Annotated in this window: 22 protein-coding genes; 13 read left to right on the top strand and 9 right to left on the bottom strand. The window is 72.7% G+C overall.

Annotated elements, in window-relative coordinates:
• Positions 1-118: 118 nt before the first annotated feature.
• The 4 genes from AB0F11_RS12690 (at position 119) to AB0F11_RS12675 (ending at position 3,629) form a co-directional block, all read left to right on the top strand.
• Positions 119-589 carry an Rrf2 family transcriptional regulator gene (locus tag AB0F11_RS12690; protein WP_362171477.1) on the top strand — a complete coding sequence of 157 codons (471 nt, stop codon included), beginning with the start codon at positions 119-121 and terminating at the stop codon, positions 587-589.
• 127 nt (positions 590-716) lie between these two features.
• Complete coding sequence (locus AB0F11_RS12685; RefSeq protein ID WP_362171475.1) at positions 717-1,913, top strand: globin domain-containing protein; 1,197 nt, start codon at positions 717-719, stop codon at positions 1,911-1,913.
• Between the two features lie 161 nt (positions 1,914-2,074).
• Positions 2,075-2,665 (top strand): N-acetylmuramoyl-L-alanine amidase, encoded by a 591-nt coding sequence (locus tag AB0F11_RS12680; RefSeq protein WP_362171472.1) that lies wholly within the window; start codon positions 2,075-2,077, stop codon positions 2,663-2,665.
• Between the two features lie 55 nt (positions 2,666-2,720).
• Positions 2,721-3,629 carry a pyridoxal-phosphate dependent enzyme gene (locus tag AB0F11_RS12675; RefSeq protein ID WP_362171469.1) on the top strand — a complete coding sequence of 303 codons (909 nt, stop codon included), beginning with the start codon at positions 2,721-2,723 and terminating at the stop codon, positions 3,627-3,629.
• Positions 3,630-3,673: 44 nt separating this feature from the next.
• Here the strand turns inward: AB0F11_RS12675 and AB0F11_RS12670 are convergent, their stop codons facing one another.
• Positions 3,674-5,254 (bottom strand): Na+/H+ antiporter, encoded by a 1,581-nt coding sequence (locus AB0F11_RS12670; RefSeq protein WP_362171466.1) that lies wholly within the window; start codon positions 5,252-5,254, stop codon positions 3,674-3,676.
• A gap of 75 nt (positions 5,255-5,329) precedes the next feature.
• Between AB0F11_RS12670 and AB0F11_RS12665 the strand changes: the two genes are divergently transcribed.
• The 3 genes from AB0F11_RS12665 (at position 5,330) to AB0F11_RS12655 (ending at position 7,302) form a co-directional block, all read left to right on the top strand.
• Complete coding sequence (locus AB0F11_RS12665; protein ID WP_362171464.1) at positions 5,330-5,590, top strand: UBP-type zinc finger domain-containing protein; 261 nt, start codon at positions 5,330-5,332, stop codon at positions 5,588-5,590.
• A gap of 204 nt (positions 5,591-5,794) precedes the next feature.
• The gene (locus AB0F11_RS12660) at positions 5,795-6,208 is read left to right on the top strand and encodes an anti-sigma regulatory factor (RefSeq protein ID WP_361914635.1); all 414 of its coding nucleotides are present in this window, start codon (positions 5,795-5,797) and stop codon (positions 6,206-6,208) included.
• An 11-nt stretch (positions 6,209-6,219) separates the two neighbouring features.
• Positions 6,220-7,302, top strand: coding sequence for an RNA polymerase sigma factor SigF (locus AB0F11_RS12655; RefSeq protein ID WP_362171568.1), 1,083 nt, complete (start codon positions 6,220-6,222; stop codon positions 7,300-7,302).
• Between the two features lie 100 nt (positions 7,303-7,402).
• On the opposite strand, the gene AB0F11_RS12650 is transcribed toward AB0F11_RS12655, so the two are convergent.
• The gene (locus AB0F11_RS12650) at positions 7,403-7,837 is read right to left on the bottom strand and encodes a hypothetical protein (protein ID WP_361914629.1); all 435 of its coding nucleotides are present in this window, start codon (positions 7,835-7,837) and stop codon (positions 7,403-7,405) included.
• Between the two features lie 84 nt (positions 7,838-7,921).
• Between AB0F11_RS12650 and AB0F11_RS12645 the strand changes: the two genes are divergently transcribed.
• Both AB0F11_RS12645 and AB0F11_RS12640 read left to right on the top strand, forming a co-directional pair.
• Complete coding sequence (locus AB0F11_RS12645; RefSeq protein WP_362171459.1) at positions 7,922-8,887, top strand: diacylglycerol kinase family protein; 966 nt, start codon at positions 7,922-7,924, stop codon at positions 8,885-8,887.
• 320 nt (positions 8,888-9,207) lie between these two features.
• Positions 9,208-9,465 carry a WhiB family transcriptional regulator gene (locus AB0F11_RS12640; protein WP_003953983.1) on the top strand — a complete coding sequence of 86 codons (258 nt, stop codon included), beginning with the start codon at positions 9,208-9,210 and terminating at the stop codon, positions 9,463-9,465.
• Positions 9,466-9,670: 205 nt separating this feature from the next.
• Here AB0F11_RS12640 and AB0F11_RS12635 read toward each other — a convergent pair whose 3' ends face one another.
• Together AB0F11_RS12635 and AB0F11_RS12630 are read right to left on the bottom strand one after the other, a co-directional pair.
• Complete coding sequence (locus AB0F11_RS12635; RefSeq protein WP_362171565.1) at positions 9,671-11,140, bottom strand: PAS domain-containing sensor histidine kinase; 1,470 nt, start codon at positions 11,138-11,140, stop codon at positions 9,671-9,673.
• Between the two features lie 384 nt (positions 11,141-11,524).
• Positions 11,525-12,118: a TetR/AcrR family transcriptional regulator gene (locus AB0F11_RS12630; RefSeq protein ID WP_362171456.1), complete on the bottom strand. Its 594-nt coding sequence runs from the start codon at positions 12,116-12,118 to the stop codon at positions 11,525-11,527.
• A gap of 93 nt (positions 12,119-12,211) precedes the next feature.
• Between AB0F11_RS12630 and AB0F11_RS12625 the strand changes: the two genes are divergently transcribed.
• Together AB0F11_RS12625 and nagB are read left to right on the top strand one after the other, a co-directional pair.
• A complete protein-coding gene (locus tag AB0F11_RS12625; protein ID WP_362171453.1) occupies positions 12,212-12,973 on the top strand; it encodes an SDR family oxidoreductase in 762 nt (253 codons plus the stop codon).
• A 182-nt stretch (positions 12,974-13,155) separates the two neighbouring features.
• A complete protein-coding gene (gene nagB / locus AB0F11_RS12620; RefSeq protein WP_361914618.1) occupies positions 13,156-13,941 on the top strand; it encodes a glucosamine-6-phosphate deaminase in 786 nt (261 codons plus the stop codon).
• 57 nt (positions 13,942-13,998) lie between these two features.
• On the opposite strand, the gene AB0F11_RS12615 is transcribed toward nagB, so the two are convergent.
• Positions 13,999-15,249, bottom strand: a complete 1,251-nt coding sequence (locus tag AB0F11_RS12615) for an FHA domain-containing protein (RefSeq protein ID WP_362171449.1) — start codon at positions 15,247-15,249, stop codon at positions 13,999-14,001.
• 79 nt (positions 15,250-15,328) lie between these two features.
• On the opposite strand from AB0F11_RS12615, the gene AB0F11_RS12610 reads away from it, so the two are divergent.
• Positions 15,329-17,290, top strand: coding sequence for a serine/threonine-protein kinase (locus AB0F11_RS12610; protein ID WP_362171447.1), 1,962 nt, complete (start codon positions 15,329-15,331; stop codon positions 17,288-17,290).
• Positions 17,291-17,353: 63 nt separating this feature from the next.
• On the opposite strand, the gene AB0F11_RS12605 is transcribed toward AB0F11_RS12610, so the two are convergent.
• The 4 genes from AB0F11_RS12605 to AB0F11_RS12590 all read right to left on the bottom strand — a co-directional run bounded on the left by AB0F11_RS12605 (position 17,354) and on the right by AB0F11_RS12590 (position 22,166).
• Positions 17,354-18,844 carry a glycoside hydrolase family 3 protein gene (locus AB0F11_RS12605; protein ID WP_362171444.1) on the bottom strand — a complete coding sequence of 497 codons (1,491 nt, stop codon included), beginning with the start codon at positions 18,842-18,844 and terminating at the stop codon, positions 17,354-17,356.
• A gap of 6 nt (positions 18,845-18,850) precedes the next feature.
• Positions 18,851-19,687: a carbohydrate ABC transporter permease gene (locus AB0F11_RS12600; RefSeq protein ID WP_362171562.1), complete on the bottom strand. Its 837-nt coding sequence runs from the start codon at positions 19,685-19,687 to the stop codon at positions 18,851-18,853.
• Positions 19,688-19,770: 83 nt separating this feature from the next.
• Entirely contained in the window at positions 19,771-20,724 is a 954-nt protein-coding gene (locus tag AB0F11_RS12595; RefSeq protein ID WP_362171441.1) for a sugar ABC transporter permease, read from the bottom strand.
• Positions 20,725-20,882: 158 nt separating this feature from the next.
• Positions 20,883-22,166, bottom strand: a complete 1,284-nt coding sequence (locus AB0F11_RS12590) for an extracellular solute-binding protein (RefSeq protein ID WP_362171438.1) — start codon at positions 22,164-22,166, stop codon at positions 20,883-20,885.
• Positions 22,167-22,460: 294 nt separating this feature from the next.
• Between AB0F11_RS12590 and AB0F11_RS12585 the strand changes: the two genes are divergently transcribed.
• Positions 22,461-23,225 (top strand): GntR family transcriptional regulator, encoded by a 765-nt coding sequence (locus tag AB0F11_RS12585; protein WP_362171559.1) that lies wholly within the window; start codon positions 22,461-22,463, stop codon positions 23,223-23,225.
• Positions 23,226-23,258 lie beyond the last annotated feature (33 nt).

Below are 23,258 nucleotides of genomic sequence, written 5' to 3'. Positions count from 1 at the left end.
ACACAAAAGGGTGGGACTAGTCCGCCGGAGGCTGGGCATCCTCTGGGGTTCAGCCCCCACCGTGCGGCCCTCGATCATTAATTTGCATCGCATAGTCAACTTTCATACGGTGACGGCCATGCGGCTGACCCGATTCACCGACCTGGCCCTGCGCATCCTGATGCGCCTGGCCGTGGCGGAGGAGGACCTGCCCACCACGCGCGACGTGGCGGCGACGATGGAGGTCCCGTACACCCACACGGCCAAGGTGGTGGCCCGGCTCCAGCACCTCGGCCTGGTCGAGGCGCGCCGCGGCCGCGGCGGAGGGCTCGCGCTGACCGCCGCCGGGCGGGCCGCGTCCGTGGGCGGGGTGGTCCGCGAGCTGGAGGGCGCGGGGGACGTCGTGGACTGCGAGGGCGCGACGCCCTGCCCGCTGCGCGGCGCCTGCATCCTGCGGGGTGCGCTGCGCCGGGCCCAGGAGGCCTTCTTCGCCGCGCTCGACCCGCTGAGCGTGTCCGACCTGGTCGCGACGCCCACCGGGCCGCTGCTGCTGGGCATTTCGGGCAGCGGCGCGGCCGGCCGGGCGGCCGACCGGGCCGAAAGTCCCTGACGCTCGGGCCGGTTGGCCGATTCGCGCCGCCCGCAGGGCCGCCTAGGCTGATCGCGGCCCAAAACTTGCATATCAGATACCAGAAAAACTCACACGTACTGCGCCTGTCCCACGCAAGGAGTCACCGATGCTGTCCGAGAAGTCGGCCGAGACCGTCCGCGCCACCCTGCCCGCCGTGGGCGCGGCCGTCGGCGACATCGCGGAGCTCTTCTACACGAAGCTCTTCGCGGCCCACCCGGAGCTGCTGCGCGACCTGTTCAACCGCGGCAACCAGAACGCCGGCCTGCAGAAGCAGGCCCTCGCCGGCTCCATCGCCGCGTTCGCCACCCACCTCGTCGCCCACCCGGACACCCGGCCCGACGTCATGCTGAACCGCATCGCGCACAAGCACGCCTCCCTCGGCGTCACGCGCGGACAGTACGAGGTCGTCCACCGCCACCTCTTCGCGGCGATCGCCGAGATCCTCGGCGAGGCCGTCACCCCCGACGTCGCCGCCGCCTGGGACGAGGTCTACTGGCTGATGGCCAACGCCCTCATCGCCATCGAGGAGCGCCTCTACGCCGAGCAGCAGGTACTCGCCGGCGACGTCTGGCGCCCGTGGACGGTCACCGCCCGGGTGGAGGAGACCGCGGACTGCACCACCTTCCACCTCGCCCCCGCCGACGGCTCCCCCGCGCCCGGCTTCGCCGCCGGCCAGTACGTCTCGGTCCAGGTGGGCCTGCCCGACGGCGCCCGGCAGATCCGCCAGTACAGCCTGTCCTGCGCGCCCGGCTCGCCGGTCCGCACGATCACCGTCAAGCGGATCCACGGCCCGGCCGCCGCCGGCCCCGACGGGGAGGTCTCGAACCACCTGCACGCCGCCGTCGCGGTGGGCGACACCCTGCGCGTCTCCGCCCCGTACGGCGACCTGGTCCTGCGCGGCGGCGCGGCGCCGGTCCTGCTCGCCTCGGCCGGCATCGGCTGCACCCCGATGCTGTCCATGCTGGAGCACCTCGCCGAGACCGGGCACCCGTCCCCGGTCACCGTCCTGCACGCCGACCGCTCCCCCGCCGACCACGCGCTGCGCGCCGACCACCGGGCGCTGACGTACAAGCTGGCCGACGGCACGGCCCGGTTCTGGTACGAGGCCGACGCCGAACCGGGTGACGGCGAGGGGCTGATGGACCTGGCGGACGTCGCGGTGGCCCCGGGCACCCGGGCGTACCTGTGCGGCCCGCTCCCCTTCATGCGGGCGGTACGCGCGCAGCTGCTGGCGAAGGGCGTGCCGGCCGCCGACATCCACTACGAGGTGTTCGGCCCGGACCTGTGGCTGGCCTCCGCGTAAGGGCTGCGGCCCGTGGGGCGGGCGGGCCGGCCGGGACCGCTGTCCGGATCGGCTCGCTCGCCGTACGAACGCCCTAGCCGCGGAAGGAACTCCTCCACTACACCGGAGAGCGATGAGGCGGACACGCAAGGTGACCGCCACGCATCCGGAGAGGAGGCGGCATGGCCGCTCCCATGTCCGCGGACCGGTTCCTCGGCGCCCTGCGGCGCGAGGGACTGACCGTCGTCGAGGTCGGCGCCTGGCGCACCCACAACCGCAACCACAAGGGCCCCTGGGGCCCCGTGCACGGGGTGATGATCCACCACACCGTCACCCACGGCACCTCCCGCACCGTCGAGCTCTGCCGCGACGGTGACGAGGAGCTGCCGGGCCCGCTCTGCCACGGGGTGATCACCAAGGACGGCCGGGTCCACCTGGTCGGCTACGGCCGGGCCAACCACGCCGGCGCGGGCGACTCCGACGTCCTGGCGGCGGTGATCGCGGAGAAGCGCCTCCCGCCGGACCACCGCGCGAACACCGACGGCAACCGCCACTTCTACGGCTTCGAGTGCGAGAACCTCGGCGACGGCGAGGACCCCTGGCCGGCGGCACAGCTCGACGCGATGGCCCGGGCGGCGGCCGCGGTGTGCCGCGTGCACGGCTGGACCGAGCGCTCGGTGATCGGCCACCTCGAATGGCAGCCGGGGAAGATCGACCCGGCGGGCTTCACGATGGACGCCTTCCGCGCGCGGGTCGGCGAGCGCCTGAAGTAGCGGCCCCGGCGCGGTCCGGCGCCGGCCCGTGCCGGCAGGCGCCGACAATGGACGGGTGAACCGCCCCGTGAACCCCGAGCCGCTCCTGCGCCCGCGCCCGCCCTCCCCCGTCCAGGAGGTCCGCGACGAGCGGTTCGAACGCCGGGGCGTACGGCTGCTGCTCAAGCGGGACGACCTCGTCCATCCGGAGCTGCCCGGCAACAAGTGGCGCAAGCTCGCGCCGAACCTGCGGGCCGCGGTGGCGGCCGGACACCGGGAGCTGGCCACCTTCGGCGGGGCGTACTCCAACCACCTGCGGGCCACCGCCGCCTCGGGGCGGCTGCTCGGGCTCGGCACCGTCGGCATCGTGCGCGGGCACGAGCTCGCCGGGCAGCCGCTGAACGACTCGCTCGCGCGGTGCGCCGCGGACGGGATGCGGCTGCACTTCGCGACGCGCGGCGACTACCGGCGCAAGGGTGAGCCCGAGGTGCTCGCCCGGCTGCTCGACGCGGCCGGCGCGAGCGGGGCGTACGTGGTCCCCGAGGGCGGCAGCAACCCGCTCGCCGTGCGGGGGTGCGTGGAGCTGGGGCACGAGCTGCGGGGCGGTTCGGACACGGTCGCGGTGGCCTGCGGCACCGGCGGGACCCTGGCCGGCCTGGCCGCCGGCCTCGGCCCGGGGCAGCGGGCGCTCGGGGTGCCGGTGCTGGCCGGCGGGTTCCTTGCGGCGGAGATACGTTCCCTCCAGGAGCGGGCCTTCGGGGGGCCGGCCGGGGAGTGGAGCCTGGCCGAGGGCTTCGACCACGGCGGCTACGCCCGTGTCCCGGCCGCCCTCGAATCCTTCGCCGCCGACTTCGAGGCCCGGCACGGCCTGCCGGTCGAGCGCATCTACGTGGCGAAGCTGCTGTGGGCCCTGACGGCCCTGGCCGAAGCGGGCTCCTTTGCCCGCGGCACCTCCGTCACGGCCGTAATCACCGGCCGCCCGTAACCGCTGCGCGCAGCGGCAGCCGGGGCCGGGCCGGGCCGGACGGGTCAGGGGGGGTCCTCGCGGTAGGCGGCTGCCTCCTCCAGGTCCAGGCGGCGCAGCAGGCCCCGCAGCATCTCGTCGTCGATGCGGCGACGGTCCCGCAGGGAGACGAAGACCTCGCGCTCCGCCTCGATCATCTCCCGCGCCAGCCGCCGGTAGACGTCATCGGCTGATTCCCCCGTGACCGCATTGACCTCACCCAGCCGCTCCCACACCGCGTTGCGCCGCCGCTCCAGCACCGTCCGCAACCGCTCCGCGAGCGGCGGCGCGAGCGCGTTCTCCGGGGCGGCGAGCAGCTCGGCGAGCCGCTCCTCCGCCGCCCGCGAGGCCTCGCTCTGGGCCTGGGCCTCGGCGAGCGTCTGCTCCTTGGCGTCCCGCGGCGGCAGCCGCAGCAGCCGGATCAGCGGCGGCAGCGTCAGCCCCTGCACGACCAGCGTGCCGATCACGGTGGTGAAGGTGAGGAACAGGATGAGGTTGCGGTGCGGCACGCCCATCGGCACCGAGAAGGCGATCGCCAGCGACACCACGCCCCGCATCCCCGCCCAGCCGACCACCACCGGCGCCTTCCAGGTGGTCTCCGGCTCCCGCAGCCGGATCCGCTCGGAGAACCACCGGGGGACGAAGGTCGCGGGGAAGACCCACACGAACCGGGAGACGACCACCACCGCGAAGACCGCCACCGCGTACCAGGCGGCCTGCCCGCCCTCGTACTCCCCGAGCCCCCTCAGCACGACCGGCAGCTGCAGCCCGATCAGCGCGAAGACCACCGACTCCAGGATGAAGGCGACCATCTTCCACACCGCCTCCTCCTGGAGCCGCGTCGCGAAGTCCACCTCCCAGTTGCGGTGCCCGAGGTAGAGGGCGACCACGACCACCGCGAGGACGCCCGAGGCGTGCACCCGCTCGGCCGCCGCGTACGCCACGAACGGGATCAGCAGCGACAGCGTGTTCTGCAGCAGCGGCTCCCGCAGCCGCTTGCGCAGGTGGTGGATCGGCACCATCAGCAGCAGGCCCACCCCGACGCCGCCGACCGACGCGAGCAGGAACTCGGCGATCCCGCCCGCCCAGCCGACACCGGCGCCGACCGCCGCGGCCAGCGCCACGTTGTACGCGGTGATGGCGGTGGCGTCGTTGACCAGGGACTCCCCCTGGAGGATGGTCGTGATCCGGTTCGGCAGCCCGAGCCGGCGGGCGATCGCGGTCGCTGCGACCGCGTCGGGCGGCGCGACCACCGCGCCCAGCACCAGCGCCACCGGCAGGGACAGCCCGGGCACCGCCAGGTACGCCGCGTACCCGACGGCCAGCGTCGCGAACAGCACGTACCCGACCGACAGCAGCGCGACGGGCCGGACGTTCGCCCGCAGGTCCAGGTAGGAGCTGTCCACCGCGGCCGTGTACAGCAGCGGCGGGAGCAGCAGCGGCAGCACGATGTGCGGGTCGAGCGTGTACGGGGGCACTCCGGGGACGTACGAGGCCGCGAGCCCCGCGGCGACCAGCAGCAGGGGCGCCGGCACCGGGATGCGGCGCGCGAACCCCGCGACGGCAGCGCTCACCGCCACCAGCGCCACCAGCGGCAATACCTCCATCGAAGATCCACCCTCGCTCGTCGTGACCGATCGGCCTTCGTCCTGCGGCGCCCGCACGTCAGTACGCTGGCCATCATGAGCGAGTGCACCCACGTTCCCGAACTGCCGCGCCCCGAGCCCGTCCCGAGTGCCCAGACCTGCCCCGAATGTCAGGTCCTCGGCAGTCACCCGGTGCAGCTGCGGATGTGCCTGGGATGCGGGTACGTGGCGTGCTGCGACTCCTCCCCGCACCGGCACGCCACCGCGCACTACCATGCGACGGGCCATCCGGTGATGCGCAGCTTCGAACCGGGCGAGACCTGGCGGTGGTGCTACGTGGACGGTTCGATCGTCTGAGGCGGGGTAGTTCAACCCTCCGCCGGTTCCCCTGATTTGGGCCCGCCGACCCCTAGCCACTGTGCGTGCCGATGGGCATACCATCGGTCACCGGCCGTAGGCACGGGCGTCCGGGACGGGTGTGATGAGGGGTGCCGCGACACGATCGCCCGGATCGCGGTAGCGTCACCGGCGAACAGAGCTCGTACCACCTTGGAGGTGAGGGTGTCCCAGATCGCAGGCGAGCCCGGGACTCAGGACTTCGTGGAAGTCCGGCTGCCCGCTGCGGGTGCCTACCTGTCGGTGCTGCGAACGGCCACGGCCGGCCTCGCGGCACGTTTGGACTTCACCCTCGACGAGATCGAGGACCTCCGCATCGCGGTGGACGAGGCCTGCGCGATCCTGCTCCAGCAGGCCGTGCCGGGCTCCGTCCTCAGCTGCGTGTTCCGGCTGGTCGACGACTCGCTGGAGGTGACGGTCTCGGCGCCGACCACCGACGGCCGCGCACCGGAGCGCGACACGTTCGCCTGGACCGTCCTGTCGGCGCTGGCCGGCAAGGTCGAGTCCACGGTCGGGGACGACCGTACGGTGAGCATCAGCCTCTACAAACAGCGCGGCGCGGGTCCAGGCCCGGCGTGAGCGGCGGGGAGATCCCGGTGCGGGGCGGGGATCGGCCCCGGGTACGGCACGAGGTCGACGGCGGCATCCCGGAGCAGCAGCAGGCCCGGCCGCACCCGGCTGACGCGGATGCGGACAACGGCTTTTTGGACTCGGCGGAGCGACGGGCGGGCCCCATGAGCGAGAACCAGCACGAAGAACCACAGGCGTCCCAGCCACCCGCGGCCGCCGCCACGGCGGCGGACCGGTCCGCAGACCGGGCCGGGGCCCAGGACGCGGATGCGGAGACGGCCCGGGACGCCTACGCCGCGGACGCGGACCTGGGTCCGGAGTTCCCGGTGCCCCCGCCGCTGCCCGATCCGCGCGACCGCAGCGGCGCGCGGGCGCTGTTCGTCGAGCTGCGGGCGCTGCCCGACGGCTCGCCGGAGAAGGCGGAGCTGCGCAACCGGCTCGTACGGATGCACCTGCCGCTGGTCGAGCACCTGGCACGGCGGTTCCGCAACCGCGGCGAGCCGCTCGACGACCTGACGCAGGTCGCGACGATCGGCCTGATCAAGTCGGTGGACCGGTTCGACCCGGACCGCGGGGTCGAGTTCTCGACGTACGCGACACCGACCGTGGTCGGGGAGATCAAGCGGCACTTCCGCGACAAGGGCTGGGCGGTCCGGGTCCCGCGGCGGCTGCAGGAGCTGCGGCTGTCACTGACCACGGCGACGGCCGAGCTGTCCCAGCAGCACGGCCGCTCCCCCACGGTGCACGAGCTGGCCGAGCGGCTGGGGATCTCCGAGGAGGAGGTGCTGGAGGGGCTGGAATCGGCCAATGCCTACAGCACGCTCTCGCTGGACGTCCCGGACACCGACGACGAGTCGCCGGCGGTGGCGGACACCCTGGGCGCGGAGGACGAGGCGCTGGAGGGCGTCGAGTACCGGGAGTCGCTCAAGCCGCTGCTGGAGGGGCTGCCGCCGCGGGAGAAGCGGATCCTGCTGCTGCGGTTCTTCGGCAACATGACCCAGTCGCAGATCGCGCAGGAGGTCGGCATCTCGCAGATGCACGTCTCCCGCCTGCTGGCCCGCACCCTGGCCCAGCTGCGCGAGAAGCTGCTGGTCGAGGAGTAGGCGGCGCCCGCATCAACGCCGACGGGGCGTGCACGAGTCCGACGACCCGTGCACGCCCCGTCGGCGTTGGTGCGGGAAGGCTCGGAAGCCTCAGGACACCTCAGGAAGAGGACGACGGCCCGATGCCCAGGGCCTCGGTGGCCGTCGGGTTCACCAGCAGGGCCACGACGGCGACCGCGGCCGCGGCCAGCGCCGCGGCGGCGGCGATCATCGCGCCGCCGGTGGTGTAGAGGGTCCAGGCCACGGGCAGCGCCATCAGCTGGGTGATCAGTGCGGGGCCGCGGCTCCAGCGCCGGCCGAGCCGCAGCCCGCGGGCCGCGACCAGGGGCAGCGCGGCCAGCGCGATCAGGGTGATCCCGCCGGTCTCGGCCTGCTGCGGGGAGTCGGGGTCGCCGGCCAGCCCCACGAACAGCATGTAGATGCCGAGGCCGGCGAGCGCCAGGCCTTCGAGGGCGGTGAGCGCGGCGGCTGCGGTGAGCCGGCCGGGCAGGGGGGCGGTCGGCCGGTCCGGGGCGGGGGTGGGCTTCGTACTCACCCCAGCAGGGTAGCCGCGCGGCCCCGGGGGCGGAGGGGACGGGCAGTATCGGAGCGGTACCGGCGGGTCGGTAGGCTGGCGTTCATGCGTGCACTCCTCGTGGCCAACCCAGCAGCGACGACCACCAGTGCGCGCACGCGCGACGTCCTCACCCACGCGCTGGCCAGCGAGATGAAGCTGGAGGCGGTGACCACCGAGTACCGGGGGCACGCCCGGGACCTGGGGCGCAGGGCCGCGGAGAACGGCGTCGACCTCGTCGTGGCGCTGGGCGGCGACGGCACCGTCAACGAGGTGGTCAACGGGCTGCTGCACGAGGGCCCGGATCCGGACCGGCTGCCGCGGCTCGCGGTGGTTCCCGGCGGCTCCACCAATGTGTTCGCCCGGGCGCTCGGGCTGCCCAACGATGCGGTCGAGGCGACGGGCGCGCTGCTGGACGCGCTGCGCGAGCACCGCGAGCGGACGGTCGGGCTGGGCCTGGCGGCCGGCGCCCCGGGCACGGAGGACGAGTCGGTCCCGTCCCGCTGGTTCACGTTCTGCGCGGGCTTCGGCTTCGACGCGGGTGTCGTGGGGCGGGTCGAGCAGCAGCGCGAGCGCGGCAAGCGTTCGACGCACGCTCTGTATGTACGACAGCTGATGCGCCAGTTCTGGGAGGAGCCGAACCGGCGGCACGGCACGGTGACGCTGGAGCGTCCCGGCGCGGATCCCGTGACGGACCTGGTGCTGTCGATAGTCTGCAACACCTCGCCATGGACGTACCTGGGCAATCGGCCCCTGTATGCATCCCCGGAGGCGTCGTTCGACACCGCACTTGACGTACTGGCGCTCAGCCGTTTGTCAACTCCGGCCGTCGCGCGGTACGCCGCACAGCTCCTGACCTCGACTCCTGAGCGCGGTCCGCACGGCAAGCATGCCGTGTCTCTGCACGATCTGACCGACTTCACCTTGCATTCGAAGGTTCCGCTTCCTTTCCAGATGGACGGAGACCACCTGGGTCTGCGCACCAGCGTTCGGTTCACAGGCGTTCGCCGTGCACTGCGTGTGATTGTGTGAGTAGAAGGGCCCAAAGTCCTTTCAGTCGAACGTTTACGCGCCAATCCACCCTCAAGATGTAGGGCTGTGACCTAGTAGACACCGACGAATCAAAAAAAACTTTCCGGAAGGGGTTGTATCCCCGTCCGAGGTTTGCGAATCTCTTCATGGCGATCGGGGCAGCCCGCAGAACCGGCTCCCGGACAGACCGCCAGAACCCCTCCACGAATCTCGACTGACCTTCCGCTTAGCCGGGCGGTCGCCCTTCCCTCACGGGGGGATTCGTGAAAGCGTTCACATTCACAAGCAACCTGCCCGCAATACAAGGAGATGGAGCAGCCATGGACTGGCGTCACAACGCCGTTTGCCGCGAGGAAGACCCGGAACTCTTCTTCCCCATCGGCAACACCGGTCCTGCGCTGCTGCAGATCGAGGAAGCCAAGGCCGTCTGCCGCCGCTGCCCCGTCATGGAGCAGTGCCTGCAGTGGGCGCTCGAGTCCGGCCAGGACTCCGGCGTCTGGGGCGGTCTCAGCGAGGACGAGCGCCGCGCCATGAAGCGCCGCGCCGCTCGCAACCGGGCGCGCAACGCCAGCGCCTGACATCGACTTTCGAGCCTCGAGCCGCAGCGCGTAGTAACACCTGATAGCGCTCAGCACCGTGCTCTCGAGCCCCGGATCGAACCGCCCCGGCCACCGCCGGGGGCGGTTCCGGTCCGGGGCTCAGTGCTGTACGGCGTAGCTCGGCACCGGCACCTCACCGCAGGGCCCGTCACTTTCCGTGACGGGCCTTCGTGCTGCTGCAGCGCTACTTCTGCGTGCTGACCGGTACGTCGAGGACGACCTTGGTGCCGCGCGGCTCCGCCCGGACCATGTCGAACGTGCCGCCGAGCTCGCCCTCGACCAGGGTCCGGACGATCTGGAGGCCCAGGTTCCCGGCGCGCTGCGGGTCGAAGCCCTCGGGCAGGCCGGAGCCGTCGTCGAGGATCGTGATCAGCAGCCGGCCGTCGGTGCGGCCGGTGCCGCTGCGGGCCGCGGTCACCTCGACGGTGCCGCCCTCCCCCTGGGTGAAGGCGTGTTCCAGGGCGTTCTGGAGGATCTCCGTCAGGACCATCGACAGCGGAGTGGCCACCTCCGCGTCCAGGATCCCGAACCGTCCGACCCGCCGGCAGTCCACCTTGCCCGGGGAGATCTCCGCGACCATCGCGATCACGCGGTCGGCGATCTCGTCGAACTCGACGCGCTCGTCCAGGTTCTGCGAGAGGGTCTCGTGCACGATCGCGATCGAACCGACGCGGCGCACGGCCTCGTTGAGCGCCTCACGGCCGCCCTCGGAATCCATCCGCCGGGCCTGCAACCGCAACAGTGCGGCCACGGTCTGGAGGTTGTTCTTCACCCGGTGGTGGATCTCCCGGATGGTCGCGTCCTTGGTGATCAGTTCGCGTTCGCGACGGCGCAGCTCCGTGACGTCGCGGCACAGCACGAGCGAGCCGATCCGGGTGCCCTTGGGCTTCAGCGGAATGGCGCGCAGCTGGATCACCCCGCCGTTGCCCTCGACCTCGGTCTCCCTGGGGGCCCAGCCGCTGGCGAGCTTGACGAGCGCCTCGTCGACGGGACCGCGGGAGGGGGCGAGCTCGGCGGTGGTGGTGCCCAGGTGCTGCCCGACGAGGTCGGAGGCGAGCCCGAGCCGGTGGTACGCCGACAGCGCGTTCGGGGAGGCGTACGTGACGACCCCGTCGGCGTCGAGCCGCATCAGGCCGTCCCCGACGCGCGGGGAGGCGTCCATGTCGACCTGCTGGCCGGGGAACGGGAAGGCGCCCGCCGCGATCATCTGGGCGAGGTCGGAGGCGGACTGCAGGTACGTCAGCTCCAGCCGGCTCGGTGTACGCACCGTGAGCAGGTTGGTGTTGCGTGCGATCACACCGAGGACGCGGCCCTCGCGCCGCACCGGGATGGACTCGACGCGGACGGGCACCTCCTCGCGCCACTCCGGGTCGCCCTCGCGCACGATCCGGCCCTCGTCGAGCGCGGCGTCGAGCAGGGGGCGCCGGCCGCGGGGCACCAGGTGGCCGACCATGTCGTCCTGGTAGGACGTCGGGCCGGTGTTGGGGCGCATCTGTGCGACCGAGACGTACCGCGTGCCGTCGAGGGTGGGCACCCACAGCACGAGGTCGGCGAAGGACAGGTCGGAGAGCAGCTGCCACTCCGAGACCAGCAGGTGGAGCCACTCCAGGTCGGTTTCACCGAGAGCGGTGTGCTGGCGTACGAGGTCGTTCATGGAGGGCACGGGGCGAGCGTACCTCGGGCTCGGGCCATGACTTTCCCCACGGCGACTACTGGGGAGTATCCAGGAAGGGGTGACTCCGCGTACTGTTGGAGGAAGTGACGGGTTTCGCCGGCCCGTCCTTGGATGGACAGAACTGAATGGTCTAGTCCACAATTGGCGTACGCTTCCGCCCTCCCCGCACAGGAGGACGGGATCGAGGCGGCCGCGCGCTCTGCCCTGACCGCGCAGGCAGCCTCCCAACCGGCCGCGGGAACCGCACACCCGTCGGCCGTTAGTACTCCGGGCTACGGTGCCGGGCGGGTTGAGGGTCCCGCCCCGGCACCGTGGCCCAGAGGAACTTCCGCCGCTTTCCCGCTCCCGCCGCTTTCGCCGCCGTCAGTGCGGCCAGGCGCGTATCGCCAGCTCCGCGACCGCTTCGAGCTCCTCGCGCGTCGCCCCGTCGCGCGACTGCTGGGACATCCCCTGGAGGACCGCCCCCGCATACCGGGCCAGCGCCGTCGTGTCGGTGTCCGCGGGCAGGACGCCGGCGGCCACGTCCGCCCGGATCCGGCGCTCGAACAGCTCGATGTTGGCCGCGCGCCGCTCGCGCAGGGCCTCGGCCACCTCCTGCGAGGTGGTGTTCACGGCCGCGCTGATCACCATGCAGCCCGGCGGATGGGCCGGGTCGGTGTAGACCTCGGCCGCCTCGTGCAGGATGCGCTCCAGGGCGGCGCGGGCCGTGGGCTCCTCGGCGAGGGCGACGGAGGCGAAGTCCCCGTACCGGCCGCCGTAGACCGCCACGACCTCGCCGAAGAGCTTGCGCTTGTCACCGAAGGCCGCGTACAGGCTGGGGGCGCTGATGCCCAGCGCGCCGGTCAGGTCGGAGATCGACGTCGCCTCGTAGCCGTTCTCCCAGAAGGCGAACATCGCCTTGTCCAGGGCGGCGTCACGGTCGAAGGAGCGGGGCCTGCCGCGCTGTCCGGTCACCATGCAAAGATTCTATAGCGCCCGCTACGAAATCTGGTACGGTCCCGTCCTGTAGTTCTGTAGCGACCACTAGAGAAATGCGAAGGGGGGCGCGTCATGGGCGTGCTCGACGGCAGGACGGCACTGGTCACGGGCGGCAGCCGGGGGATCGGACGGGCGGTGGCCCAGCGGCTCGCACGCGACGGGGCGCTCGTCGCCGTGCACTACGGCAGCAACGAGCAGGCGGCGAAGGAGACGGTGGCCTCGATCGAGGCGGCCGGCGGCCGGGCCTTCGCGATCGGGGCGCGCCTCGGCGTCCCGGGCGACGCCCAGGCGCTGTGGGCGGCGTACGAGGCCCACCCGCTCCACACCGAGCAGGTCGACGTCCTGGTGAACAACGCGGGCGCGGCGGCCTTCGCCGGCATCGCGGACACGGACGAGGAGACCTACGACCGGGTGCACGCGCTCAACGCGAAGGCACCCTTCTTCATCATCCGGCACGGGCTCCCGCGGATGCCGGACGGCGGCCGGATCGTGAACGTGACCGGCACCCCCGAGATCGCGCTGCCCGCGATCCTGGCCACCATCACGGCGAAGGGCGCGACGAACACCCTGACCCGCTCGCTGGCGGCCGCGCTGGCCCCGCGCGGGATCACCGTGAACTCGGTGGGCCCCGGCGTCATCGAGACCGATCTGAACGCGGGCTGGCTGGCGGATCCCGCGGCGCGGGCCCACGTCTCCGCGCGCTCGGTCTTCGGCCGGGTGGGCACGGCCGAGGAGGTCGCGGACGTGGTGGCCTTCCTGGCCTCGCCGGACTCCCGCTGGGTGACGGGCCAGCACCTGGACGCGACCGGGGGGCTGCAGCTCGCCCTGATGTGACGGGCGGTCGCGGGGCGGGACGCGAGGGGTGGAGCCCGTGCGTCCCGCCCGACGGGAGGCCGGGGGCGGGGATCGGGACGACGATGGAACGGGGCCGAATTTTCCGGGCCGCAGGCGTCCCGGCTCTGCTAGATTGGTCTATACCACACCAGCACCCACCCCTCCAGATCGGCAGGCCCCGCGTGGAAGTTGTCATCGTCCCGGACGCCAAGGCAGGCGGCGAGCTCATCGCGGAGGCCATGGCCGCCCTGGTCCGCCGCACGCCCGACGCCCTGCTCGGTGTGGCGACCGGCTCCACCCCGCTGCCCGTCTACGAGGCCCTGGCCGCCAAGGTGCGGGCCGGCGAGGTCGACGTCTCCCGGGCCCGCGTCTGCCAGCTCGACGAGTACGTGGGCCTGCCTGCCGGGCACCCCGAGTCCTACCGCGCCGTGGTACTCCGCGAGGTGGTCGAGCCCCTCGGCCTGTCCGAGGCCTCCTTCATGGGCCCCGACGGCACCGCCGAGGACCTCCCGGCCGCCTGCGCCGCGTACGACCGCGCCCTCGCCGAGGCCGGCGGCGTCGACCTGCAGCTGCTGGGCATCGGCACCGACGGGCACATCGGCTTCAACGAGCCGTGCTCCTCGCTCGCCTCCCGAACCCGGATCAAGACGCTGACGGAGCAGACCCGCGTCGACAACGCGCGCTTCTTCGACGACGACCTGGAGCAGGTGCCGCACCACGTCATCACCCAGGGCATCGGCACCATCCTCGACGCCCGCCACCTGGTGCTGCTCGCCACCGGCGAGGGCAAGGCCGAGGCCGTCGCACAGACCGTCGAGGGCCCGCTGTCCGCGCTGGTCCCGGCCTCCGCGCTGCAGCTGCACCCGCACGCGACCGTCGTCGTGGACGAGGCCGCCGCCTCCAAACTGAAACTGGCGGACTACTTCCGCCACACCTACGCCAACAAGCCCGCCTGGCAGGGGCTGTAAGCCCGTAGGCCCGAAAGACCTGGCGGCTCCGGGCGCCGCAGGGCCGGGCCGGCGCCGTCAGCGCGTCGGGCCCGGCCCTTCCGCGTCCTTGTCCTCCTCTGCGGCTGCATCTGCGTCCGCATCTGCGTCCGCGTCCGCGTCCGCCGGCGGGCGCAGGGGGAGGTCGGCCTGCCAGGTCGTGGCGCTCGCCCTGGTCGGTACGGGGCCCCGCGCGGCCTCCGCGCGCCAGGCGTCCGCGAGCTCCGCGGGGAAGCGCCGCCCGCTGCGCGTCAGGACGACCCCGGGCGCGAGTTCCACCTCGTCGCCCGGGCGGAACGGGCGGTCCGCGCCCGGCGGCAGCTGCGCCCAGGGCCCGGGCCCGCCGCGCTTCCCGGCGGTGCGCATCCGCGTCCCGTACCGGCTGACGTCGCGGACCAGCACCGCGCCGCCCTGCGCGGAGACCGTCACGTGGGTGCGGCTGACCTGGGCCGCCACCTCGGGCGACAACAGGCTGTGCAGGGCGATGCCCTCCGGCCCGGGGAAGCGCCCCACCTGCGCCCGCGCCCCCTCGTCCAGCGTGTACCGGGCGACGCAGGACCCGTCCACCACCGCCTTCAGCTGGGTCGTGCCGCGGCGCGGGCCGTCGTCCGCGAGCGGGGCGCCGTGCAGCTCGCAGGTCGGTGCGCCCCCGCGCATGCGGGGCAGCAGGACCCGGTCGCCCGTGCGGCTGTCGTACAGGGAGCAACGGGGCTCGGGGCAGCGCCAGTTCCGCGTGAGCACCTGGGTCAGGGGCGTGCGGGCCGGGCCGAGCAGTCCCTGCTTCTTCAGCGCGGCGAACTCCATGTGGCGGGAGATGTCCGCCGCCGAGCGGACCCCCATGTCCATCGCGACGAGGGCGACCGATCCGTCGGGGCGGGGCTCGGGGCGCAGGAACTGCCAGGTGTTGCCCTGGATCCAGGCGTGTTCGGCGCGGTGGTCGACGAAGTGGTCGCCGGTCACCACGCGCAGGCCCGTCATCCGGGCGAGCTCCAGGATCCGCTCGTCGGCGTCGCCGACCTCCTCCACCAGCTCCTCGGCCACCCAGCGGCGCAGCCGGCGGACGTCCTCCGGATCGGTGAACTCCGCGTGCCCGCCCAGCAGGCTCGCGTCGGCGACCGCGTACGCCGAGACGTCCGGGTCCCCGGTGGCCTCCATCAGGGCGCGCACGACGAGCCCGAGCCGCAGCAGGGACCGCGGTCCCCGGGGCCCGATGTCCGTGCGGCGCACGATGTTGGAGAGGTCGATGAGGTAGTCGGCCGTCTCGGCCGAGGCGGCCAGGTGGCGTTCCACAGGTGTGCCTCCGTCAGCGCTGCCGCGGATTCCGCGGTTTCCCGTCGGCGTCGTCGTGGCCAGATATAGCATCACCGGCGTGACGACGGAGGGTGATCGCATCAACACCACAGGTCGAGGACGCCCGTTGGCGGGGCTCGGCCCCGAGGACCCCCGGGAGGTGGCCGGTTACCGGCTCCTGGCACGGATCGGCGAGGGCGGGATGGGTTCGGTGTACCTGTCCCGGACCCGCGGCAACCAGCCCGTGGCCCTGAAGGTGATCCGCCGGGAGTACGCGGAGGATCCGGGGTTCCGGCGCCGCTTCGAACAGGAGGCCCTGGCGGCCCGGCAGGTGCACGGCTACCACATCGTCCCGGTCGTCGACCACGACACGGGCGGGCCCCGGCCGTGGCTGGCCACCGCGTACGTGCCCGGGCTGCCGCTGGACGAAGTGCTGGACCTGCACGGGCCGCTGCCGATGACCACGGTGCTCCAGCTCGTCGGGTGCGCGGCCGAGGCGCTCCAGGCGGTGCACAAGGCCGGGGTGATCCACCGCGACCTGAAACCCGGCAACGTGCTCATCGGCTCGGACGGGCCGTGGGTCATCGACTTCGGGATCGCGCGCGCCGCCGACGCCGCCCGGCTCACCCGCAGCGGGGGCTTCATCGGCACGCCGCAGTTCATGTCGCCGGAGCATGCGGGCGGGCTGCCGCTGACGCCCGCGACGGACGTCTTCTCGCTCGGCCTGATCGCCGCGGTGTGCGCGACCGGCCGCCATCCGTACGGCGAGGCCGGGGCCATCACCGTGGCCACGCAGATCGCCAACACCGCGACCCGGCCGCCCGATCTGAGCGGGTACCCGGAGCCGCTGCGCGGCATCCTGCGGGACTGCCTGGCCGCCGATCCCGCCGCCCGGCCCACGCCGTCGGCACTGGCCGGGCTGTGCCAGGACCTGAGCGGGCGGCCGCTGCGCGACTTCGCCGGCTGGCTGCCCGGGCCGGTGGCGCAGGACATCGCCCGGCGGGAGCGCGAGTCGCAGGCGCGGGCGCAGGCGGAGACGGCGGCGCCACAGGCTCCGGCCGGGTACGGCGGCGGGACCACGCAGCCGCCGTACGCGCCGGGCCCGGCCACCGGTTCGGCCCCGTACGGCGCGGCGGGCACCGAGGCGGGCGCCGCCGGTACGGGGGCCGCCGGTACGGGGGCTGCGGGGCCTTCGACCGCCGGCCCGGCGGCCGGGGGTACCGCCGGCGGGCGGCCGCTGCCGCCGCAGGCCGCCCCGTACGCACCCGGCCCGGGCGGGGGCGCCGGAACCGGGGGCTGGGGTCCGCCGCCCGGAACCGGCACCGGCACCGGCGCGGGCGCCGCACCGCAGGCAGGACCACCGGCCCCGCCCGCCCCGCCGGCGCACCGCGGCGCGCGGCCGCTGACCCTGGGCGTCACCGCGCTGGCCCTGCTCGCCCTGACGGCCGGCGGGTACGTGTACCTGCGCGACGAGACCCCGGACAAGGGCGCGGACCGGGGCGCCGCCGGGCAGCCGGCCGCCCCGGGCACGGGCGCGCAGTCCCCCGCCGCGAGCCCGTCCGCCTCCGGAAGCGCCTCCCCGAGCCCGGCGGCCGCCACGGCGTCCGCCGCCGCCCCCAAGGGCAAGACGTACAAGGTGGTCTTCGAGAACCAGGCCTTCGCCCTGCGCTGGCCGTCCACCGGCTACACGCAGTTCGACCTTGACACGCCCAGCGCCTTCCCGTCGGGCGCGCAGAACAGCCGGATCGAGCTGACGTACGCCACGGTCGGCGGGCCGCCCAACAACCACGAGATCGTCTTCGCCACCCCCACCGGCCTGAGCGACTCCCCCGCCCCCGACGCCTGCCGCACGGCGGTGGGCGCCAATGCGCTCTCCGGCCGGCTGGACGCCGCGACCATCGAGAAGGAGCTCACCGCGGGCCGGATGCTGTGCACCATCACCCTCGAAGGCAAGCTCGCGATGATGCAGATCGACCGGGTCGAGCCGAACGACGGCAAGCCCGAGTTCTTCACCCGGCTGACCGTGTGGAGCATGTCCTGACCCTCCCGCAACACCCGTGCCCCCGAAAGGTGTCCGGGGGCACGGGTGCGGACCGGGGGCTGGTCAGACCCCCGCGATGACCTCGGCCGCCGCCCGGCCGCAGACCCGCGCCGCGCCGTGCGTCGCGATGTACAACGCGCCGCGCGGCTCGGCCCGCGGCAGGCCCATCTCGACGACGACGGTGTCCGGGCGGGCCGCGACCAGCGCGTCGACGGCCTCGGCCATCCACGGGTGCCGGTGTGCGTCGCGGACCACCGCGACGACCGTGCGCCCGCCCGCCGCGGCCAGGACCTCCCCCGCCGCAGAGCCCTCGCCGTACACGCCCGACGCGGTCCCCGGCAGCAGCGCGGCCAGCTCGGCGGCCACGCCCCACGGGGTCTCGTCGCCCACCGCGATGTTCGGGGCGGGCGCGAGCGTGGCGACGTACGGCTCGGTGACCGGCGCGGCCGTGCCGTGGACGGCCAGCGCGCGGCGGGCGGCCTCCAGGCCGATGCCGGGCGCGCTCCCCTCCGGCGCGCCCGGCGCGGCGTGGGCGGCCCGTGCCGTACGGGTCCACTCGGCGAGCGCGCGGACCCGGGCGGCGGCGTCGGCGAGCCGCTCCTCGGGCAGCGTGCCCTCCCGTACGGCCGCGACCAGGGCGTCGCGCAGCCGCAGGACGGTGGCCTCGTCGGCGAGCCCGCCGCCGACGCAGATCGCGTCGGCGCCGGCGGCGATGGCCAGGACCGATCCGCGCTCGATGCCGTAGGTCCCGGCGATGGCGTTCATCTCCATGCCGTCGGTGACGATCAGGCCTTCGTAGCCGAGTTCCTTGCGCAGCAGTCCGGTCAGGATCTGCGGGCTGAGGGTGGCCGGACGGGTGGGGTCGAGGGCGGGCACCAGGATGTGCGCGCTCATCACGGCCTTGGAGCCGGCCTCGATGGCGGCCTTGAACGGGACCAGCTCGCGGGCCGCGAGGGTCGCCAGGTCGGCGTCGATGCGCGGCAGGGCGTGGTGGGAGTCGACGTTGGTGTCGCCGTGGCCGGGGAAGTGCTTGGTGCAGGCGGCAACGCCGGCGGCCTGCAGGCCCTCGACGTACGCGGCGGTGTGCCGGGCGGCGAGGCGGGTGTCGGCGCCGAAGGAGCGGACGCCGATGACGGGGTTGTCCGGGTTGGAGTTGACGTCGGCGGACGGGGCCCAGTTGAGGTCGACCCCGCACTCGGCGAGGCGGCGGCCGAGCTCGCGGGCGACGGCGCGGGTCAGGGCGGTGTCGTCGACGGTGCCGAGGGCCAGGTTGCCGGGGAAGGAGGAGCCGCCGCGGACCTCCAGGCGGGTGACGTCGCCGCCCTCCTCGTCGATGGCCACCAGGAGGTCCTCGCGCTCGGCGCGCAGCTGCGCGGTGAGCGCGGCGAGCTGGCCGGGGCCTTCGATGTTGCGGCCGAAGAGGCCGACGGCGGTGAGCCCTTCGGAGACCCGGCGCAGCAGCCAGGTCGGGGCGGTGGTGCCCTCGAAGCCGGGCTGGAGGACGGCGAGCGCGTCCCGGGTGAGGGTGTCGGTGGGCTGCGCAAGGACGGTCATGTGGCGTTATCCCTTCACCGCGCCGGCGGTCATGCCGCCGACGGCCTTGCGCTGGAGGAAGACGAAGATGACGAGGACGGGCACCGCGAAGAGCGAGGAGGCGGCCATCGTGGCGCCCCAGTCGTTGCCGAAGGCGGTCTGGAACTGGGTCAGCCACAGGGGCAGGGTCTGTGCGGACTTGTCCTTGTTGAGGATCAGGACCATCGCGAACTCGTTCCAGGCGGTGATGAAGCCGAAGAGCGAGGTGGACATCAGGCCGGGGGCGAGCAGGGGGAAGATCACCTTGCGGAAGGCCTGGCCGCGGGTGCAGCCGTCGATCTGGGCGGCCTCCTCCAGGGTCACCGGGACGGCGGCGATGAAGCCGCGCAGGGTCCAGATGGTGAAGGGCAGGACCATCACGAAGTAGATCGCGGTCAGCAGGGCGAGGCTGTTCAGCATCTCCGCATCCCGGGCGATCATGTACATGGCGATGACCATGACCTCCCAGGGGGCCATCTGCGCCATCATCACGCCGAGGACGAGGCCCTTGCGGCCCTTGAACTTCATCCGCGCGATCGCGAAGCTCGCGGCGAGGGCCACGAGCAGGGCCAGCACGACGGCCCCGACGGTGATGACCAGGCTGTTCTGCACGTACGTCCAGAACATCTCGACGCCGGTGGCCTTGGTGAAGTTGTCGAGCGTCGGGGTGAAGACGAAGACCGGGTCCTTGGCGAGGATCTGGCCGGACGGCTTGAAGGCCGAGGAGAACATCCAGTAGACGGGGAAGACGAAGACCAGGGCCACGGCCAGCGCGCCGAGGTTCTTCGCGACGGCTCCCGGGCGGACGGGCCGGCGGGTGCGCAGCTTCTGCGTCCCCGCCTTCGGCTTCTGCACCGGCTCGGCGCAGGACGAGGCGGCGGGGGTGGTCTTCGGCGCGGTGGTGGTGCTCACTGCTCCTCCTCCTGCTTCAGGATCAGGCGGAAGTAGAAGGACATGACGACCACGAGCATCACGATCGTCAGGACGGAGATCGCTGCCGCGAGGGCGTAGTGGCCCTGGCTCTGGCCCTCGACGAAGGCGAAGACGGGCAGGGTCTCGGAGGCGCGGTCGGGGCCGCCGCGGTTCATCGCGTACACCTGGGTGAAGGCCTTGAAGACCCAGATCACCTCAAGGAAGGTGGTGACGAGGAAGAACGGCTTGAGGTTCGGGAAGACCACCTGCCAGAAGGTCTGCCAGCCGTTCGCGCCGTCCATCCGCGCCGCCTCGTACAGCTCCGCGCCGACGGTGGTCAGGCCCGCGTACATGTTGAGGGCGACGAAGGGGACGGAGCCCCAGACCACCAGGACGGTGACGATCACCAGGGTGGACCAGCCGGTCTCGAACCAGTTGTGCTGCTCGTAGCCGGAGAAGCCGAGCGTGCGCATGACCCAGTTCATGACGCCGAACTGCTCGTCGAACAGCCACTGGAAGACGGTGACGGACGCGACGATCGGCATCGCCCAGGCCATCACCAGGGCCATGGACAGCACCAGGCGCATCCACGTGCCGAGGCGGTTCAGCAGGAGGCCGAGCAGGCTGCCGATCACCATGATCAGCGCCACGTTGGCCGCCGTGAAGGCGAAGGTGCGGACGACGACGGTCCAGAAGTGGGAGTCGCCCAGCAGCTGGGTGTAGTTCTCCACCCCGTTGAAGGGCGCCTTGCGCTGGATGAACTCGATCTTGTCGACCTTCTGGAACGACAGGATCACGTTCTTGGCCAGCGGGTACAGCAGCAGTGCGGCCATGCTCAGCACGGCCGGGGCGACCAGCACGTACGGCAGCCAGCCCGAGGGGAGCGACTTTCCGGCCTGGTGCGGTGCGTCCTGTGGAGCGGTCGCCGCCCCCTGGGAGTGCACGGTCATGTCTTGGTTTCCTCGCGGTTGACTGTGGCTCCGTGCGCGACCGGGGCGCGGCGGACGCCGAGGGCGCCTGCCGCACCCACCGGTGCGTTCACTGCCGGTACTGCGGGTGGTGCTGCGGGTGGTGCTTGCGGCGGTGCTTGCGGCGGTGCTGCGGGGCCTTACTTGTTGATGCGGCTCGCGATTTCCTTGTCCGCGTCCGCGCCCGCCTTGGCGGCGTCCTCGCCCTTCAGGACCTTCGTCATGAATTCCTTGATCGGGTTGGGCTCGGTCTCGACGTTCGCCCAGCCCGGGGTCACCGGGGTGATCCGGCCGTTGACGCCGGCCTTGCCCATCGCCTCGGCGAAGGAGCCGGCAGCCGGGGTGAAGTTCGCGGCGGCCTGGTTGGGCAGCGAGGCGCCCTTGCCCTCGGCGGCGTACTTCGTCATCTGGTCCTTGCCGGCGGCCAGGGCCAGCCACTCCTTGGCGAGCTCCTTGTTCTTGGAGCGCTCGGCGACGGCGAGGTTGGAGCCGCCGAGGAAGACGGTGCCGGGCTTGTCGGCGGTCTTGCCCGGGATCGGGAAGTAGCCGAAGTCGGCCTCCTTGCCCGCCTCCTTCAGGGCCTTCTCCGCGCCGCCGGCCTCCCAGCCCAGGCCGATCCAGGACGCAACGCCGCCCTTGGGGACCACGTCGGTGGACTGCTGCGGGGTGGCCTCGTCCTTGTCCTTCGGGGCGGTGGAGTAGGACTGCAGCTTCTTGTAGAAGTCCATGGCGGAGGCCGCCTGCGGGGTGCCGAGCTGGCCCTTCCACTTGCCGCCGTCCTTGACGGCGAGCTCGCCGCCCTCGTCCCAGATCAGGCCGGCGAGGACGTACCAGCTCTGGCCGGGGAGGTAGAGGGGCTGCGTGGACGGGTCGGAGGCCTTCAGCTTGTCCAGGCCGGCGAGCCACTCGTCGCGGGTCTTCGGCGGGGTGACGCCGGCCTTCTCGAAGGCCTTCTTGTCGTAGATGACGACGCGGTTGGCGGCGTACCAGGGGGCGGAGTAGAGCTTGCCCTCGTACTCGGCCGACTCCAGCATGCTCTTCTGCCAGGCGTCGGCGCCGAGCTTGCCCTTGTCCTTGGTCAGGTCGGCCAGGCCGCCGGTGACCGCGTAGCCGGCGGTCTGGGTGTTGCCGAGCTCCAGGACGTCCGGCGGGGTGTTCTCGGAGAGGGCGGTGGTGACCTTCTCCTGGATGCCCTTCCAGGCCTGGACCTCGACCTTGACCGTCACACCGGGGTGCTTGGCCGAGAACTCCTTGTTGACCTCGTCGATCCAGGTCTTGGGCGCGGAACCGTCCATCACCCAGACGGTGATCTCCTTGGCGCCGCCCGCGTCGGTCTTGCCCTTGTCGTCGCCCCCGTTGTCACACGCTGCGACACCGGCCATGATGCCCGCGACACTGACCGCCGCGATGAGCTTGCGCTTCACGCCACCCTCCTCAGGGATGCTGCCTGCAACTTCCCTCGCCCGCCGCGGTGACACCTGTACGAAGTACTGCCCGTGGGGCCGGGATCTGATCCATATTGGTTTAGACCAGTAACCGGGAGCTTGGCCTAGACCTTTAGGGGTGTCAAGGGTCTAATGATCGGGTGCCGGGTCCGTTATCGGACCGACACCTGGGGGAGGGCGGAGGCCCGCCCTCCCACCCGTGTCACCATGTGACCGCACATATCGGAGGAGCCGGTGACGGCAGCGAAACTGGAGTCGGGAAGGCGGGCGGCGATGGCCACCGAAGGGGCGACCACCGAGCCGGAGAGCGGGGCGGCCACTCGCACGGCGCGCGTACCCAAGTACTACCGACTCAAGCGGCACTTGCTCGACATGACGGAAACGCTGCCCCCCGGCACGCCCGTACCGCCCGAGCGCACCCTCGCCGCCGAGTTCGACACCTCCCGCACCACCGTGCGCCAGGCCCTCCAGGAGCTCGTCGTCGAGGGCCGGCTGGAGCGCATCCAGGGCAAGGGCACCTTCGTGGCCAAGCCGAAGGTCTCCCAGCCGCTGCAACTGTCCTCCTACACCGAGGACATGCGGGCCCAGGGCCTGGAGCCCACCTCCCAGCTCCTCGACATCGGCTACGTGACGGCCGACGACACCCTGGCCGGGCTGCTCAAGATCGCCACTGGCGGGCGGGTGCTGCGCATCGAGCGGCTGCGCCTGGCCAGCGGCGAGCCGATGGCCATCGAGACCACCCACCTGTCCGCCAAGCGCTTCCCCGCGCTGCGCCGGTCGCTGGCCAAGTACACGTCCCTCTACACCGCCCTGGCCGAGGTGTACGGGGTCCGCCTCGCCGAGGCCGAGGAGACCATCGAGACCTCCCTGGCCACCCCGCGCGAGGCCGGCCTGCTCGGCACGGACGTCGGCCTGCCGATGCTGATGCTCTCCCGCCACTCCCTGGACGCCGACGGCGAGCCGGTGGAATGGGTCCGCTCGGTGTACCGCGGCGATCGATACAAATTCGTAGCCCGTCTCCAGCGCCCCGCCGTCTGATCCGTAGTTGACTCTCGTTCCGCTATACGGACG

Origin of the sequence: Streptomyces sp. NPDC032472 (genome assembly GCF_040636955.1) — a bacterium.
Taxonomy (GTDB): Bacteria; Actinomycetota; Actinomycetes; order Streptomycetales; family Streptomycetaceae; genus Streptomyces.
This window is presented reverse-complemented; position numbering and strand designations above follow the sequence as displayed.

What these genes read in the sequence shown, in the direction of transcription:
- AB0F11_RS12640 (WP_003953983.1), top strand. Translation starts at nt 9,208, where the DNA reads ATGGACTGGCGTCACAACGCCGTTTGCCGCGAGGAAGACCCGGAACTC.
- AB0F11_RS12625 (WP_362171453.1), top strand. Translation starts at nt 12,212, where the DNA reads ATGGGCGTGCTCGACGGCAGGACGGCACTGGTCACGGGCGGCAGCCGG.
- AB0F11_RS12680 (WP_362171472.1), top strand. Translation starts at nt 2,075, where the DNA reads ATGGCCGCTCCCATGTCCGCGGACCGGTTCCTCGGCGCCCTGCGGCGC.
- AB0F11_RS12645 (WP_362171459.1), top strand. Translation starts at nt 7,922, where the DNA reads ATGCGTGCACTCCTCGTGGCCAACCCAGCAGCGACGACCACCAGTGCG.
- AB0F11_RS12685 (WP_362171475.1), top strand. Translation starts at nt 717, where the DNA reads ATGCTGTCCGAGAAGTCGGCCGAGACCGTCCGCGCCACCCTGCCCGCC.
- AB0F11_RS12630 (WP_362171456.1), bottom strand. Translation starts at nt 12,118, where the DNA reads ATGGTGACCGGACAGCGCGGCAGGCCCCGCTCCTTCGACCGTGACGCC.
- AB0F11_RS12665 (WP_362171464.1), top strand. Translation starts at nt 5,330, where the DNA reads ATGAGCGAGTGCACCCACGTTCCCGAACTGCCGCGCCCCGAGCCCGTC.
- AB0F11_RS12605 (WP_362171444.1), bottom strand. Translation starts at nt 18,844, where the DNA reads ATGACCGTCCTTGCGCAGCCCACCGACACCCTCACCCGGGACGCGCTC.
- AB0F11_RS12670 (WP_362171466.1), bottom strand. Translation starts at nt 5,254, where the DNA reads ATGGAGGTATTGCCGCTGGTGGCGCTGGTGGCGGTGAGCGCTGCCGTC.
- AB0F11_RS12635 (WP_362171565.1), bottom strand. Translation starts at nt 11,140, where the DNA reads ATGAACGACCTCGTACGCCAGCACACCGCTCTCGGTGAAACCGACCTG.
- AB0F11_RS12690 (WP_362171477.1), top strand. Translation starts at nt 119, where the DNA reads ATGCGGCTGACCCGATTCACCGACCTGGCCCTGCGCATCCTGATGCGC.
- AB0F11_RS12585 (WP_362171559.1), top strand. Translation starts at nt 22,461, where the DNA reads ATGGCCACCGAAGGGGCGACCACCGAGCCGGAGAGCGGGGCGGCCACT.
- AB0F11_RS12595 (WP_362171441.1), bottom strand. Translation starts at nt 20,724, where the DNA reads ATGACCGTGCACTCCCAGGGGGCGGCGACCGCTCCACAGGACGCACCG.